This is a genomic window from Leptospira limi (assembly GCF_026151395.1).
Classification (GTDB): domain Bacteria; phylum Spirochaetota; class Leptospiria; order Leptospirales; family Leptospiraceae; genus Leptospira_A; species Leptospira_A limi.
Map to the genome: position 1 here is coordinate 2,064,572 of NZ_JAMQPV010000001.1, position 15,141 is coordinate 2,079,712.

Here is a 15,141-nt window from a genome sequence, read left to right on the forward strand (position 1 = left end):
GAAGTTTGTCTGAAAAACTGGGAATCTATGAAAGTATGGATCGGATTTTTGTTACTTGTTCTGGGAGTTTCTTTGGAGGCCCAATCAAGTCCGGCTCACAATTGGCATTCACCTTCCGAAGTTGTCAAAAAGATCAAAAAAAACTTCAGCGAAATCAATTCGTATTCCGCTGATTTTCTCATCAAAACGGAAGACAACAAAAAAGAAAAACAAATGCGCGGGAAATGTTTTTACAAACGCCCTGGAAAAATTCGTTATAATTTTGCTGAACCAGAAGGAGACGAAATTGTTTCCGATGGAAAAACACTTCATATCTTTATCAAACGGTTAGGTGCAGTGGGTAAACAAGACCTTACGATGGATCGTAAAAATTCCTCTGGTCCCATCTTTACCACAAACAGTCCTGATGGTCTGAATCGACTCTTTCGTAAATACCATTATAAATTTGATACCATTGAACAACCACGTTCTGTGGGTGATGCCACCAAATACTTTGTTCTCGATTTAGACCAAAGGGAAAAAATTGGTGGGTTCGAAAAGATGAAACTTTTTGTGGATTCAGAATCTTACCTCATCAAAAAAGCAGTTGCGACTGATGGTCGTGGGAAAGTAACAACGATTTCATTTTCTAACATTAATTTTTCGGAAGAAATCCAAGATGGAGTTTTCAATTTTCATATGAGCGGGAACGCGAAGATTGTCAACAACCCACTTGTCTCTGAGAACTAAACCTAAGAGGAGTTCATTTTGAATACAAAACGAGTTGGTCAGATCCTAAGAGAAGCAAGAGAAGACAAAAAACTTTCTGTGAAAGATGTCGCAAAAGAAACAAACATTGCTGCCAAATACATCATTGCATTAGAAACAGAAGATTATTCTCAATTCCCAGCAGAAACGTTTGCTCTTGGTTTTTTAAAGAACTATGCCAGTTACTTAAAACTGGATACAGCCATGTTACTCAATTTGTACCGCGGGGAACAAATTGAAGAATCACAAGCACCTCTCGAAGAACTCACTCGTCCTACAACCACTCCGTTTAGTTTAGATCGTAATAAAATCATAAGCCTTGTTTCTCTCTTTTTGTTTGTGATCTCGGCATATATCATTTACATCAGTTTTGAAGACTCTGGTTCTGTTTCCATGGATGAGGACAACACAGAAGTAAGCCAAAGTGTTGAACCTACAAATAGTTCTGATATTCCTTCTGGCATCAACTTTGTCAGCCAAAGTGTTCCTGAAAATGCAAGTGTACCTTTTATCCTCACGGAAGATCGTGGTGTGAGTTTTAGTGTGAACAACCAACAGTGTAAGATGTTCATCAAAGGTGTTTCCAATGGAAAAGCAAACCTAGGATTTAATATTTTCCCTGAAAAGAATGTTTATTTTTTCCAAACAGCAGAAGGAGAAGAAACCATCCTTTCCTATAAGATTGAAGAGTTATCTTCTCTTCGCCGTGACATCCGCGTGGTGACACAAGCAGTCACTGAAAAGTCAGCAAAAGTCCTTGTGACATTAAAAGAAGAACGAGAAGGGGTCGCTGTAAAGTCTCCAGTGGGTGATGTTCCGATCCAAGTGACATTATTTTTCTCGAAACCAAGTTACGTTGAATTCGTGTTAGATGGTCAAATGGGTGAACGTGGTCTTGTTTCTGCGGGTGAAGTCAAACACCTAGAAGCTCGTGACAGACTTGAGATCAAAGTAGGAGATGGTGGTGCAGTGGAGATGGTACAAAACGGAAAAGAACGAGTGGTCCTTGGAAAACCAGGAAAACTCGTGAAAAAAATCTTTATCCGCAAAGCAAATCCATATGACTCCACACAATCCATCATTGGAGAGTTAGGCGAATAATGCCGAAGGTCAAAGACAAAACAGAAGAGACACCAAAGTCGTTTTTTATCACGACTCTTGGTTGTCCGAAAAACACTGTCGACTCCATGGCAATGCACCAGTCCTTACTCAAAGAAGGACTACTCCCTGCCGCAGACCCAGAAGCAAGTGATTTTCATTTGGTGAATACTTGTACGTTTATCCAAGATGCAACCAAAGAAACCATCCAAACCATACTTGATTCCATTGATATCAAGAAAAAGAACAAACAGAAGTTAGTGGTTGTGGGCTGTTTTGCTGAACGGGCTGGAAAAGAAATTTCCGCGGACCTTCCCGAAGTGGATTTACATTTCGGAACAGGCAAGTATGACAAAGCAGGTGAAATTTTACGTTCCCATTTCCCTCTTGATTTTAAAGATTTAACTGAATTTAATGAAGACCTTCTCGAAAGACTCAAAACTTCGAAAGGCATCGAAAACTATTCGAAACCCTATTCCTATGTAAAAATTTCTGACGGTTGTAACCGAGGTTGCCATTTCTGTATCATTCCTAATTTACGTGGGAAGTATAGAGACACAGAAATCACAGATGTCCTCGATCAAACAAAACTAGCAGTCAAAGCAGGTTCCAAAGAGATCTGTCTTGTTTCCCAAGACACCGTTTTTTATGGAAAGGATACAGACAAACTTATGGATTTGGTTCGGTCTGTGGCAGCTGTCGAAGGACTTGAGATATTAAGGCTTCTCTATCTTTATCCAGATAAAAAAACAGAAAAGTTACTCGATTTGTACAGAGAAATTCCTAAAATTGCCCCGTATTTGGAAAGCCCATTACAACATGTTTCCAAATCCATTTTAAAATCCATGAACCGCACAGGTGATTACGAATTCTTTAAATCCTTATTCCAAAAAGCAAGGGACATCCGTCCTGATTTAGAAATCCGTACTTCGTTTATTTTAGGTTTTCCTGGGGAAACCATGGAAGACGTGGAAGAGATCATTCGCTTTGTGGAAGATGTAAAACCAGAAAAGGTAAATCTCTTTCCTTATTCTCCCCAAGACGGAACCAAAGGGGCTACCATGGATGGACAACTGAAAGACAAAGAAATTGCCCGCCGAGTGAACCTTGTGCGGGAAGCTTATCTTGGTACATTAAAGACCATCCACCAAAACCGGATTGGAAAAATATACCCTTGCGTCGTAGATGAAGTGTTAGACGAGGGAGCGATTGTACGCCGTCTGCAAGATGCACCTGAAATTGATGAAGTGGTCTATGTGGATGCGTCCAATTTAAAAGTAGGGCAGTTTGGTAAGGTACGAGTGGATTCTTTTTATGAACTCGATATGTCAGGGACTTGGGTGGTTTAGTGGAAGATTGGAAAACCATTGCCAATATCCCAAATTTACTAACCGTACTCCGTGTACTGGCCTTGCCGTTTTTTATCTTTGCCTTATTCCAAAAGGAATGGGAATACCAAATTTTTGCCTTTGTCATTTTTGCTTTGGCTTCTCTAACTGATTTAGTGGACGGGTATCTTGCTAGAAAATGGAACCAACAAACCGAATTTGGAAAATTCCTAGATCCACTTGCTGATAAATTTTTAGTCATTGGCTGTTTTGTAACTTTTTTATTCATCCACGAACCCATTGAAGTTTGGATGGTAGTGCTCATTGTTGGTAGGGATATGCTTATCACCTTCCTTCGTTACATTGCGGTTCGTTCTGGAAATAGCCTTCGTACCACCATGATGGGAAAGGTAAAAACGGCATTCCAAATGGGTGCTATCCTCATCATCCTTGTGGTATTTATGCTCATCTCTGGAAAACGCCGAGCGATGATCAATGAAACCTATGCAATGGGAAAACTCGCTGGGTATTCTACATTTGAAGTGGCATCCCAACATGCTAATGAGTTTTATATGATGGTAAAAACCTCTGATAATATCAGTTGGAAAGATATATTTGATTCCATTGCTTCCTTTGTTCCTTATTTTGGAATGTTATTCACCACGTTGATTACTGTGATTTCAGGACTCCGGTATATCATTACCAATTATCAATTGTTAACCTTTTCTAATCTCAAAAGGATATTTTATGACCGCTCTCACAAGTAAGGAAATCCTCAGCCAAGTGGTGTCTGGGCACCATTTGGTGGATACCCATGCCGAGTACTTTTTAAATGAAGTGATGGATGGCAAAGTGACAGAACCAGTCCTTGCTTCCTTTCTCACTGCCATGAAAATGAAAGGGGAAACAACGGACGAATTGTACGGATTTGTTCGTGCCATGCGAAATCATGCGATCAAACCTAAAACCAGTTTTGGCTTTGATTTTTTAGACACTTGTGGGACGGGAGGGGATGGAAAAGGAACACTGAATGTTTCCACTCTTTCTGCTCTCACTCTAGCAAGCCTTGGCCACAAAGTGGCAAAACATGGGAATCGTTCCGTTTCTTCCCTTTCCGGAAGTTCCGATATCCTTTCCAAACTTGGGTATCCCTTAGAACAAACCCACGAAACCTGTGAAGCAGAGTTTGTGCGCACAGGGTTTGTATTTTTGTTTGCACCTTCCTGGCACCCGGCTATGAAATATGCAGGTCCCGTAAGGACCGCACTGGGTTTTCGCACATTTTTCAATTTGATTGGGCCACTTTCCAATCCCTTTTTTCCCACACACCAGATTGTCGGAGTGTATGACCGTTCTTTGTGTTTGCCAATGGTGGAAATTTTGGCAAAATTAGGGGCAAAAGGAGCCCTCGTTTGCCATTCTAGGGATGGGCTCGATGAGTTTTCCATTTTTGAAGCCACTGACTTCGCTTATTTTGATGGAAAGACGACAAAAGAACTCAGTTTTGATCCGAAGGAACTCCGTTTGGAGGCCAGTGAATTGGATCGGAATACAGTGTTCTCTTCTTCCAAAGAAGGGGCAGAGTCACTGTTTCGTGCTGTTCTAGACCCACAACAGCCAACAGGTGGAACGGCAATGGTGGCACTAAACGCAGGAGTCTCTTTATTTTTACTCGGTGAAGTGAAAGACATTCCTACTGGTTACCAAATTGCCAAAGATGCATTATTATCGAAAAAAGTTCTCCGATTCACTCGTGAAACATTGAATTTAACATAAGGCCTGTAAACATTGGATAAATAGCTATGCTCAATTTAGATTTTTTCACATCCCAAATCCTAATCCTTGCCCAAGAAGAAGGAGCTAAGTCTTCTCTTCAGTCCCTCATCATCATTCCGATTATGCTCGTCGCAATGTACTTTCTTGTGATCCTGCCTAACAAAAAGGAAGAGAAAAAAAGAAAAGAAATGATCACGAACCTTCAAAAAGGGGATACTGTTGTGACTAGTAGTGGACTTCACGGTAAAATCGTAGAGTTCAAAGACAATAATGAAACAGTTGTTTTGAATGTAGCAGCGAATACAAATGTAACATTTGAGACTAGCTCCATCCTCAAGAAAAAAGTATAAAATGAAATCATTCTTCTCCTTACTACTGTTTCTAGTTTTTACAACATCCCTCTTATCACAAGAGGGTTTGGATTTTTTGGATAAGGTGAATGATAAACCTAAAACTACCACTAAACCCAAGGAAGATTCAGTCCAAACGACAACCAAAAAACAAACAACCGTTGTAACACAGACTGGAACCACAACAGGAAAGAAGAAAAAATCCAAAAAGAAATCAAAACAAAACCAACTGGCTACAGAGTCAATTCCACAAAACAATAATTTGGTGGCGAACCAGAATGGTAATCCAGTGGTTGTGGAAAAAACATTGAATCCAGTGGAAAAACAACCATTGGTGACCGAAGAGGAAGAAGTTGTAACCAATGCAAATTGGATAGATACACAAGTCTCTGTGGAACCATCAGGCCTGCCTGGTTTTGCCTCTGACTTAAAAATAACAAATAATGAAGTTACGAATGTTGCATCTGAATCAATTGGAAACAAAGATTCAGGAAAATCATTCTTTAACTTTTCCGATTTTTTTGCAAAATACAAAAAAGCAATGATGATCCTTGGAATCATCATTCTATTTGCTTTTTACAGACTTAGATCCGCACGTCCAGGCTCTAGTAGCCGTTCATATAGAAGATAAAATTTTTTAGGAGCAAACCAACTTGCAATCGTATCGACTCTTACTTCTACCGTTTTTCATATTAGTGGTATCTTTTACCATTTTATACCCAAATTTTGCCGACCGTACTTTAAAAGTGGTTGTGAGAGAGGATGTGTATTCACTTCCTGAAGCTGAGCAAAAAACACTAGTTAGTGGACTTTTTGATCGTTGGGAAAAAGATTATGGAAAAAGTTCTGGTTGGACCATCGAACCAAAAGGAACACTCCCACCGAAAGAAAATCCTTTTTATACGGTAAAGGGACGTTTTATCACTTCTGCTAAAATTAACCAAATATCCCAAGAGAACCAAGGTCTTGTGAATGAATCCAAAAACAAATTGGAACCGACATGGATTGAAAATATGATCCGTGGCGGAAAATCTTTGTCCATCAAACTTGGTCTCGACTTACAAGGCGGAATGAGAGTTGTTCTAAAAGGGGATTTTGAGGATTACACTTCAAAATTACGTGATTTGTATGCAAAAGAAATTGCTGAATTAAATCTTACATTGAATAACCAAGCGGCAAAACCGGAAGAGAAAGAAAAAGCAAAAAATCGATTATCTGAAATTGAATCTAGTTTTGATTTATCTCCGATGCGTAAGATCGTTGAGTTAGAAAAAGCAAAGATGATCATTGATAATCGTCTCACTACACAAAACTTAACAGAACCACAAGTTAGGATCCAAAAAGAACAAGATGCGATCGAAGTTTCCCTTCCTGGAGTTTCTAACTCTGCTGCGATTTTAGAAATTTTACAAAACACTGAAACTGTTGAATACCGCTTAGAAGAACCTAATCCATTTACATTCAAATCTCAAATTGCTGAAAACGAGAGACGAATGATGGATCTTGGACAAAGAGAAAAAACTGATATTTATTTATTCCAAGAACTTGTAAAAAACAAAGCAGGGAAAAAAGCCCAAGATGAGTTTTTGGCAGAATTAGAACGAAAATACAATATCCCAAAAGACTACAAAGTATATGCGATGTGGGCTCGTGGGAATTCTGCTAAGTCAACGTTACTCCCTAGAAGTTTTGTCGTATTGGAACGTAAAATTGCCCTCTCTGGCAATGATATGACCAATGCACAACCTTCTTATAATTCCAATTCCTATGGATGGATGGTGAGTTTTACTTTAACACCGAATGGAGCTGAGAAATTTTTTGACCTCACTTCTGAAAACCGAGGCCGTAACCTAGCAATTGTTTGGGGTGATAAAGTGATCTCCAATCCTGTGATCAATGATCCAATTGCTGGTGGTCGTGCTGAAATTTCTGGAAGTTTTTCAGAACAAGAAGCCATTCGTTTGGCAAACGTGATTTCAGAAGGGGCTCTTCCAATTCCACTTTCCGTTTTGGAAATGCGTTTTATTGGACCAACCCTTGGGATTGAATCCATTGAAGTGGGTGTAAAGGCTGTTGCGATTGGATTTTTCTTGGTAATGGTTTATATGATCTTCTATTACCGCTTAGGTGGATTTATTGCTGATCTTTCCTTACTTGTGAATATCATCATCCTTGCGGCTCTTTTGACTCTCATGGATTTTACACTGACCCTTCCTGGGATTGCAGGGATCATCTTAACGGCTGGTATGGCAGTCGATGCAAACGTAATCATCTATGAGAGGATACGTGAAGAAATTGAAGAGGGAAGGGCATTGTCCATTGCTGTTACGAGGGGTTTTGAAAATGCTTTCTGGACCATTATGGATGCAAACGTCACAACCTTAATTGCAGGGATTTTAATGATCCGTCTTGGAAATGGACCTATCAAAGGTTTTGCGATCACACTTTGTTGGGGTATCGTGACAACACTTTTCACATCCTTATTTTTATCTCGTTTGTTTATGGAACTTTCTGTGAACCGAATGGGAATCCATCATTTGAACTTAAGGCCTTTTTTCTTTGGAAAAAAAGAGGGTAACCATGCGTAATATCAATTTCACGAAGTACAAATACTTCACTCTTAGTTTTTCTTTCTTAGCAATTGTATTTGGTTTTGTTGTGACCTTTTCGAAATACGGTGGGTTTGCACATTCCCTCGATTTTAATGGGGGACTTCGTACGGTTGTTGAACTTCCAAAAGACAAAACAAGAACTGATATCGAAACATATTTCCAATCCAAACAAATTGAAGCCGTTGTGATTTTACTGGAAAAGGAAAAGAATATTTACCAATTGGATATTGGTCTCGGATCCCTCCCTACCATCGAGGCACTTTACAAAGAAATCCCTGAGGACAAACGAGAATCTTCTACGTCAGCGATTGACAGGTTTGTTCAACTTTTACGATTTGAGTTTAACCTTCCAAAGGAAAAAGTCCTGTCTGCAGACCAAGTTGGTGCTGTAGTGGGTGGAGAGTTAACCGAAGTTGGTATCACTTTACTCTTAACTACACTAGCTATCATCCTATTGTATTTGAGCATTCGATCGCAGTTTAAATTTGCCCTTGCCTCGGCCATTGCACTTGTTCATGATATTTTGATGACACTTGCGCTCATTGGATTTTTACAAATCAAACCAAGTGTTCCCATCATTGCAGCACTCCTCACATTACTTGGTTACTCCATCAATGATAAAATTGTGGTGTTTGACAGGATTCGAGAAAATGCACATGGAAAAGATAATCTAGCTCTTTCCAATATCATCAATGTATCGATTGCACAAACTCTTGGTAGAACTATCAATACATCGTTTACAACAATGATCTCCGTTGTGGCTATCATTGTAGGTGGAGCAGCAGAATTGTATGACTTTGCCTTTGTATTACTATTTGGTGTAATTGTTGGAACCTATTCTTCTATTTACATTGCAGCTCCCATTTCCGAGATTTATGACCAACTCAGGAAGAAAAAGTTCGCTTAATTCAAATTAGATGGATGTAGGGAAAAAGAAGGAACTTTATTCTCTACATTCCTTACTCGGGTTTCTTGCCATGGGCAAAACGGGCGGAAACCCTCCTGTATCAGCAGTAATTACCAATGGAAAGGGGGATGTGTTAGAAAAAGCACACACTAAAGAATTTGGCGGGAACCACGCGGAACGGGAACTTTTCTCCTTACTTGCAAAAAAACATTCCCAATCCCAAACTGCACCAAACCCAATCCTTTCTGATTCCATACTATCCGTTAGCCTTGAGCCTTGTACTCATTTTGGCAAAACACCACCTTGTCGAGATTTGGTGTTAGAATACCAACCCAAAGAATTACTTCTAGGATGGAAGGACCCAAATCCACTGATAACATCTGGAGATTGGACTTCTTACAAACAAAAGGGGATTCAAGTTCGATTGGATCCTGTTCTTGCGAATACATCCTTACCCTTTTTACAAGGGTTTCTCAAACGAATGAAAACTGGATCCCCTTGGGTATGGATCAAAGTTGCTACTTCGAAAGAAGGAAATTATACAAGTTCTGATTATCAAAAAGAAAGAGTCAGTGGCGAAGACTCGGACTTATATCTGCAATTGTTACGTGGGAAATTTGATGCAGTAGCTGTGGGTCCCAATACATTAAAAGTCGACGAACCATCATTAAATTTTAGAATCACTGATTCTATGGTTGAGAAAGCTGGAATTCTAAAACGAGTTACGGATCTTATTCCATTTTTTGACGCAGCTAGCCATTTGTTTTCTGCACTATCCCAGTGGGGAAAAGAATCTGTTGCAACTCACCAATTAGAAGAAGAAAAATACCAACCTTACCGAGTCTTTGTCTTGGATTCTAAAACCCTTCCCAGTGAGTCGTTTTGGAAAAAACAAGAAGAACTGACCGAACGGTATGGGAAAAAACTATGCCTTTTTTTCTTGCTAAACAATGAGAATGGTGTTGGTGTTCGGAATGGTTTACCAGATCCAATCAAATCTAAAATTGAAACCCTTTCTCTCCATCCTGTATTTTCACTAGGAAAAACGGATGGGAATTCCTTCTTACAAACATTGGGTAAAATTGGTATTAATACAGTGTTATGTGAGGCAGGGAGTTTTTTCCCAAATTTTTTAGAGGAAGAACTCGCAGAGGAAGATTGTATTTTGGAGATACGGAATTTGGAAAAATCGATTCCCTATGGAATTCCGTTTTTGTATTATAATGAACCAATTCATTCTGAATTTTCGATTGGTTCCAATTCTATTTTCATTCGGAAACCAAAAAGGAGAATTTAAACTATGTTTACAGGCCTTGTTGAAACTCTTGGAAAAGTCATCCAAATTGAACCCATTGATTCTGGGATCCAATTTACTGTTGTTACAGAATGGGAGAATCCTGATATAAAATTAGGTGATTCCATTGCTATAAATGGTGCTTGTATGACAGTTACCAAATTTTCTGAATTGGGGAATATTTTCCAATTTTATGCTTCTTTTAAGTCTTTGGAACTAACCAACTTATCGAGATTAGGAGAAGGATCTGTTGTCAATCTAGAACGAGCTATGGCCATGGGACAACGGTTTGGTGGTCACATGGTCCAAGGCCATGTTGATGGAGTTGCAAAAGTCATCAGCCGAAAACAAATTGAAAACGAAGTGGAAGAGTTTTGGGTGGAAATTCCAGAAGACCTACGCAGGTTTTTTGTAAAAAAAGGATCCGTCACATTGGATGGAATTAGCCTAACCGTTGTAGAGATTGAAGATGGAAAAATCCAACTCATCCTCATTCCCGAAACCATGCAAAAAACAAATGCGAAGTTTTGGAAAGTAGATGGAAAACTCAATGTAGAAGTGGATGTACTTGCCAAATACATTGAAAACTATTTGGCAAAAAGAGGGGAATCGTAAGGAAATTAATTTCTTTTTAATAAATCGTCGATATCGGAATCATCAGAATCCCCGTCGACATATCTTGTTTGAAAATCGGAACTACTCAGAATCTCAAAAAACATATCGAGTTTTGCCAGTTTGAAAACATTTTGGATCATGGGTTTCATTCCAACAAGGAGGAGTTTTCCTTTTTTATTTTTTAAGGAATTGAGACTTTTGATGAGAGATCCAATTCCGGAAGAGTCAATGTAATCCAGCCGGCTCATTTCGATCGAAACAAGACTTGGACTGGATTCGATGAGTTTGTTAAAAATCGATTCAAATTCTTCTGTTGATTCGATATCAAACTTACCTGCGATTTCTATCGTTTTGATCTTCCCTGTGGTGTTTAATTTTAGCTCCAAAGCTCCCTCCGATCGAAACATTTAGACAAAAGAAATAGGAAAAATCAATGAATTTCTTTGGGAATCTTCTTTAATTCGGAACGGCTTTCAGAGTTTTAGTATATAGAGGCCTTTCCCCATGATACGTCCGATCGAAGAAGCAATCGAAGAAATCCGCCAAGGCAAAATGATCATCCTCGTCGACTCTGAAGACAGGGAAAATGAAGGAGATTTGGTCTGCGCTTCCCAATTTGCAGACAAAGACAAAATCAACTTTATGGCGACCCATGGACGGGGACTGATTTGTGTCCCAATGGAGAGAGAAAGGTTACAGAGCTTGGGTCTTGGCAAAATGGTCGATGATTTATCCCTCGGTGACAAACATGGAACTGCCTTTACTGTTTCTGTTGATGCCAAACAGGGAACCACAACAGGAATCTCTGCTCATGACAGAGCAAAAACAGTTGAAGTTTTACTCGATCCAAATACAAAACCGGATGACTTGATGCGTCCAGGTCATTTATTTCCCTTACAAGCCGTGACTGGTGGTGTTTTACGAAGAGCGGGTCATACCGAAGCAGCTGTCGACTTATCTAAGTTAGCAGGTCTTTATCCAAGTGGTGTTATTTGTGAAATCATGAATGATGATGGATCAATGGCAAGGATTCCTGATTTGGAAAAATTTGCAAAAACTCATGGTCTGAATATTTATACCATCGAAGACCTCATCCGATACCGTCGTCATAAAGAAAAACTCATTCACTTAGAAGTAGAAGCAAATCTCCCAACCGAGTTTGGTGATTTTAAAATCAAAGCATATTCCACTCAGATTGATGATAAAATTCATATGGCTCTTGTGAAAGGTGAAATCGATCCAAATAAACCAGTACTCGTGAGAGTACATAGCGAATGTTTGACGGGGGATATTTTCTCTTCTCAACGATGTGATTGTGGACCTCAACTTCATAACGCCCTTCGAATGATTGAAAAAGAAGGAACTGGTGTCCTACTTTACATGAGACAAGAAGGACGTGGGATTGGAATCATCAATAAACTAAAGGCGTATTCCTTACAAGAAGGTGGCCTGGATACAGTAGAAGCCAATGAAAAATTAGGATTTGCTCCTGACCTTAGGGAATATGGAATTGGAGCACAAATCCTACGAGACATCGGGGTAAAACAGATGAAACTCATCACGAATAACCCTCGTAAAATTGTGGGACTTGAAGGATACAATTTGCATGTTACGGAAAGAGTGCCAATTGAAATTGATCCAGTGGAAGAAAATTCTCGTTATTTACAGACGAAAAAAACAAAGTTAGGCCATTTACTCAACCTGCACGGTTAAGAACCGAATCGATAAGCTCTCTTCGTTAAGGGGAGAGCCTTGACCTAAGCCACTCGTGTTTTTGTTTTTCAAATAAAATGCGATCGTGTAATCTCCCAACTCTTCCTTGCCAAAATTCGATTTTGATAGGGGATACAGAATAACCTCCCCAAAACTCTGGCATCGGAATTTCCTTTCCTTCCCATTCTTTGGAAAGTGAGGCAAATTTTTCTTCTAAATATTCTCTAGATGGTACCACCGAACTTTGGTTTGATGTATGGGCTCCAATTTGGGATTCTCTAGGGCGAATTGCAAAATAATGTTCTGATTCTTCTTTTGGGATCTTAACGGCAATCCCTTCAATGCGAATTTGCCTTTCTAGTTTTGGCCAAAAAAAATTCAAAGCCACTCGATTGTTTTCTCTGATGTTTTTCCCTTTATCAGAATGGTAGTTCGTGAAAAATTGAAATTCATTACGGATAAGGCCTTTTAGAAGTACAATTCGTACGCTTGGTTGTCCATCTTTGTCTACCGTGGCTAGGCTCATAGCATTGGGTTCTGGTTCTCCTTCCTCTTTTGCTTCGGAAAACCAAAGGGAAAACAGTGCCAAAGGATCAGTTCCAGCTGTGTTTTCTGAAAGGACAGAACGTTTGTAAGTTTGGCGCATATGTGCTAGGTCATTCATTGGTTCCATAAATCTGAAAATCCTTCCCATTCATAATTGTGAACGATGAGTTTGCAAAAAAAAGTAAAAAAGAGACCAATCGAAAAATAGAGTCCCATGGGAACTTTTGTTCCTTTGAGTGGTTCTCCTTTTTTTCGGAGTACCAAACTAAAAGTAACTGCAAGTAGATAGGATGTATTCAGATACACCATCCAAAAGGGATTCCCTGCAATGGCCGCAAAAACAGGTGAAAAGAGCACGTCCCCAAGGCCTGTCCCACCACGAATCACGAGATAGATGACAAGATAAAAAGCGAAAAAACTCAAATACACAAACAAATGTTCGAGTCCAATGGTTTCACCAAACAAAAGGAAGTTCGACAAAAATCCAAAACCGAAAAGGAAGGGAAGGTTTTCATAATCGAGAGATAATTTTTTTGCATCCGTCATCATGGAAATGAGAAGGTGGCCAAATAAAAATAGAAGGCAAATTGTACCAAAAAGGGAATCAGAAATGGAATACACAACCACTGCAATGATTCCAAATAAAAATTCAGATAGTGGGTAAAGTTTGGGAACGTTGATCTGACAATGATCACATTTTCCTTTCGTTAAAAACCAACCAAGAATGGGAACTAAATAGAGTTTGTTTATCGGAGTTTTACATTCAGGGCAGTGGCTCGGTTGTGTAAAAATCACCCTCCAGCGATTGAAACCTTGGAATTCCTTTCTTCCTTTTTCATAACAGTAGTATAAAATTCGGTCAGCGAGTGTGGTATAAAAACTAGCAAGTGCACCACCAAACAAAAACAAGATGGTAACTGTGGAAAGATTCCAAAGAAAAAACCAATTTGTAGTTTCAAAAAAGTCCACAGTGAATGCCAAATCCAGGAAAAGACTTATGATTCTTTTGCCAATTCTTCTAAGGCTTTCATTCCCCGTTTGAGTGTATCCCATTCGGTGGCAAAAGAAAGTCTGACATAGTTTTTGGAATCACAGAAGATAAACCCAGGAACAAGGATTAAATCTTTTTTCACAGCATGTTTGATGAACTCCTCATCTTCACAAGGAACTTGGAAAAAAGAATAAAAGGCTCCTCCCGATTTTTGGATGGGGTAGTGGTCTTTTAGTGATTCATACACAAAGTCACGTTTTTCTTTGTAATCTTGAATATAAGTAGTCATGTCTGTTTTTAATGCTTCGATTCCTGCCCACTGTGTGATGGAAGGCGCACAAACTACAGTATATTGTTGTAAGGTGGTAAGTGCCTTGATGACTTTGTCTTCGGCAAGGATGGTTGCAAGTCTAAGCCCTGTCATATTATAGGTTTTGGAAAATCCAGTTAGAGTGATGGTTTTTTCATACTCACTTCCGATGGAAAAAAACTTCCCATCATAATCGAAGAGTTCATAAATTTCATCGCTGATGAGGTAGGCTCCCGTGTTTTCCGCTAAATTGGCAAGAGCCCGGAGTTGTTCTTTGGATAAAACCTTTCCTGTTGGGTTCGATGGATTGGAAAAGATGATGAGTTTGAATTTTCGGTTTTTTAGGGCCTCAACATCATTTGGAGTAAAGTTTTCGGAAAGAGGGACAACCTTTCCGCCGTAAAATTTCAGCATGGCAGGATACATTAAAAAATAAGGAGAGATCACTAGGCACTCATCGCCTTCGTTCACAAGAGCATTAAACAATAAAAAGAGTGCAGAAGAGATTCCAGAAGTCACAAGGATTCTGTCTTCATGGGCATACTTCATATGATTTTGGGTTCTGTATTTTTCGGCCATGGCCGTTTTTAATTCTGGAATCCCTGCTGTGAGGGTGTAAGAAGTTTTTCCTTCTATGGCAGCTTTGTTCATCGCTTCAATGATGTTAGGTGGGCAAGGAAAGTGAGGTTGTCCGATACTCAAATTGATCGGGTTTTGGATACTCCTTGCAAGTTCGAAGGCTTTTCGGATGGGGGAGGAGTCGATCCCATTCATTCTATTGGCAAATTCCATGGAATCATCATGGTTTTTTGGGGAGGTACGGGTCAATAGAATTTGGTTTACACCCTGGAATT

Annotated in this window: 16 protein-coding genes; 12 read left to right on the top strand and 4 right to left on the bottom strand. The window is 39.4% G+C overall.

The window, feature by feature from the left end; translation table 11 throughout:
- Nucleotides 1-27 precede the first annotated feature (27 nt).
- The 11 genes from ND812_RS09470 to ND812_RS09520 are packed head-to-tail and all read left to right on the top strand — an operon-like array spanning nt 28 to nt 10,727.
- Nucleotides 28-729 carry a LolA family protein gene (locus tag ND812_RS09470; protein WP_265375244.1) on the top strand — a complete coding sequence of 234 codons (702 nt, stop codon included), beginning with the start codon at nt 28-30 and terminating at the stop codon, nt 727-729.
- Between the two features lie 18 nt (nt 730-747).
- A complete protein-coding gene (locus ND812_RS09475) occupies nt 748-1,848 on the top strand; it encodes a helix-turn-helix domain-containing protein (protein ID WP_265358176.1) in 1,101 nt (366 codons plus the stop codon).
- A complete protein-coding gene (locus ND812_RS09480) occupies nt 1,848-3,194 on the top strand; it encodes a MiaB/RimO family radical SAM methylthiotransferase (protein WP_265375245.1) in 1,347 nt (448 codons plus the stop codon). Before ND812_RS09475 ends, ND812_RS09480 begins: the two co-directional genes overlap by 1 nt.
- On the top strand, nt 3,194-3,940 hold the full coding sequence (gene pgsA, locus ND812_RS09485) for a CDP-diacylglycerol--glycerol-3-phosphate 3-phosphatidyltransferase (RefSeq protein WP_265375246.1): 747 nt from the start codon (nt 3,194-3,196) through the stop codon (nt 3,938-3,940). Before ND812_RS09480 ends, pgsA begins: the two co-directional genes overlap by 1 nt.
- Nucleotides 3,921-4,949 (top strand): anthranilate phosphoribosyltransferase, encoded by a 1,029-nt coding sequence (gene trpD, locus ND812_RS09490; protein WP_265375247.1) that lies wholly within the window; start codon nt 3,921-3,923, stop codon nt 4,947-4,949. Before pgsA ends, trpD begins: the two co-directional genes overlap by 20 nt.
- A 26-nt stretch (nt 4,950-4,975) precedes the next feature.
- Nucleotides 4,976-5,299, top strand: a complete 324-nt coding sequence (gene yajC / locus ND812_RS09495; RefSeq protein ID WP_265375248.1) for a preprotein translocase subunit YajC — start codon at nt 4,976-4,978, stop codon at nt 5,297-5,299.
- Nucleotide 5,300: 1 nt separating this feature from the next.
- Nucleotides 5,301-5,930 carry an SRP-less Sec system protein gene (locus ND812_RS09500; protein WP_265375249.1) on the top strand — a complete coding sequence of 210 codons (630 nt, stop codon included), beginning with the start codon at nt 5,301-5,303 and terminating at the stop codon, nt 5,928-5,930.
- Between the two features lie 22 nt (nt 5,931-5,952).
- Complete coding sequence (secD, locus tag ND812_RS09505) at nt 5,953-7,887, top strand: protein translocase subunit SecD (RefSeq protein WP_265375250.1); 1,935 nt, start codon at nt 5,953-5,955, stop codon at nt 7,885-7,887.
- Nucleotides 7,880-8,818 (top strand): protein translocase subunit SecF, encoded by a 939-nt coding sequence (gene secF / locus ND812_RS09510; RefSeq protein WP_265375251.1) that lies wholly within the window; start codon nt 7,880-7,882, stop codon nt 8,816-8,818. The genes secD and secF overlap by 8 nt, the downstream gene beginning before the upstream one ends.
- Nucleotides 8,819-8,828: 10 nt before the next feature.
- The gene (locus ND812_RS09515) at nt 8,829-10,115 is read left to right on the top strand and encodes a deaminase (protein ID WP_265375252.1); all 1,287 of its coding nucleotides are present in this window, start codon (nt 8,829-8,831) and stop codon (nt 10,113-10,115) included.
- Between the two features lie 3 nt (nt 10,116-10,118).
- Complete coding sequence (locus ND812_RS09520) at nt 10,119-10,727, top strand: riboflavin synthase (protein WP_265375253.1); 609 nt, start codon at nt 10,119-10,121, stop codon at nt 10,725-10,727.
- A gap of 5 nt (nt 10,728-10,732) precedes the next feature.
- On the opposite strand, the gene ND812_RS09525 is transcribed toward ND812_RS09520, so the two are convergent.
- Complete coding sequence (locus tag ND812_RS09525; protein WP_265375254.1) at nt 10,733-11,113, bottom strand: STAS domain-containing protein; 381 nt, start codon at nt 11,111-11,113, stop codon at nt 10,733-10,735.
- A gap of 118 nt (nt 11,114-11,231) precedes the next feature.
- Here ND812_RS09525 and ND812_RS09530 point away from each other — a divergent pair, with 118 nt between their 5' ends.
- Nucleotides 11,232-12,440, top strand: a complete 1,209-nt coding sequence (locus ND812_RS09530) for a bifunctional 3,4-dihydroxy-2-butanone-4-phosphate synthase/GTP cyclohydrolase II (protein WP_135591707.1) — start codon at nt 11,232-11,234, stop codon at nt 12,438-12,440.
- Between the two features lie 25 nt (nt 12,441-12,465).
- Here the strand turns inward: ND812_RS09530 and pdxH are convergent, their stop codons facing one another.
- Genes pdxH through ND812_RS09545 form a run of 3 tightly spaced genes read right to left on the bottom strand, consistent with a single transcriptional unit; the run spans nt 12,466 to nt 15,079 of the window.
- On the bottom strand, nt 12,466-13,104 hold the full coding sequence (pdxH, locus tag ND812_RS09535; RefSeq protein WP_265375940.1) for a pyridoxamine 5'-phosphate oxidase: 639 nt from the start codon (nt 13,102-13,104) through the stop codon (nt 12,466-12,468).
- Nucleotides 13,101-13,955 carry a prepilin peptidase gene (locus tag ND812_RS09540; RefSeq protein WP_265375255.1) on the bottom strand — a complete coding sequence of 285 codons (855 nt, stop codon included), beginning with the start codon at nt 13,953-13,955 and terminating at the stop codon, nt 13,101-13,103. Before ND812_RS09540 ends, pdxH begins: the two co-directional genes overlap by 4 nt.
- 26 nt (nt 13,956-13,981) lie before the next feature.
- Nucleotides 13,982-15,079: a pyridoxal phosphate-dependent aminotransferase gene (locus tag ND812_RS09545; protein WP_265375941.1), complete on the bottom strand. Its 1,098-nt coding sequence runs from the start codon at nt 15,077-15,079 to the stop codon at nt 13,982-13,984.
- Between the last annotated feature and the right edge of the window lie 62 nt (nt 15,080-15,141).

Excerpts from the sequence above, each read along its gene's own strand:
- ND812_RS09470 (WP_265375244.1), top strand. The coding sequence starts at position 28 with ATGAAAGTATGGATCGGATTTTTGTTACTTGTTCTGGGAGTTTCTTTG.
- ND812_RS09480 (WP_265375245.1), top strand. The coding sequence starts at position 1,848 with ATGCCGAAGGTCAAAGACAAAACAGAAGAGACACCAAAGTCGTTTTTT.
- trpD (WP_265375247.1), top strand. The coding sequence starts at position 3,921 with ATGACCGCTCTCACAAGTAAGGAAATCCTCAGCCAAGTGGTGTCTGGG.
- yajC (WP_265375248.1), top strand. The coding sequence starts at position 4,976 with ATGCTCAATTTAGATTTTTTCACATCCCAAATCCTAATCCTTGCCCAA.
- ND812_RS09500 (WP_265375249.1), top strand. The coding sequence starts at position 5,301 with ATGAAATCATTCTTCTCCTTACTACTGTTTCTAGTTTTTACAACATCC.
- secF (WP_265375251.1), top strand. The coding sequence starts at position 7,880 with ATGCGTAATATCAATTTCACGAAGTACAAATACTTCACTCTTAGTTTT.
- ND812_RS09515 (WP_265375252.1), top strand. The coding sequence starts at position 8,829 with ATGGATGTAGGGAAAAAGAAGGAACTTTATTCTCTACATTCCTTACTC.
- ND812_RS09520 (WP_265375253.1), top strand. The coding sequence starts at position 10,119 with ATGTTTACAGGCCTTGTTGAAACTCTTGGAAAAGTCATCCAAATTGAA.
- ND812_RS09530 (WP_135591707.1), top strand. The coding sequence starts at position 11,232 with ATGATACGTCCGATCGAAGAAGCAATCGAAGAAATCCGCCAAGGCAAA.
- pdxH (WP_265375940.1), bottom strand. The coding sequence starts at position 13,104 with ATGAATGACCTAGCACATATGCGCCAAACTTACAAACGTTCTGTCCTT.
- ND812_RS09545 (WP_265375941.1), bottom strand. The coding sequence starts at position 15,079 with ATGGAATTTGCCAATAGAATGAATGGGATCGACTCCTCCCCCATCCGA.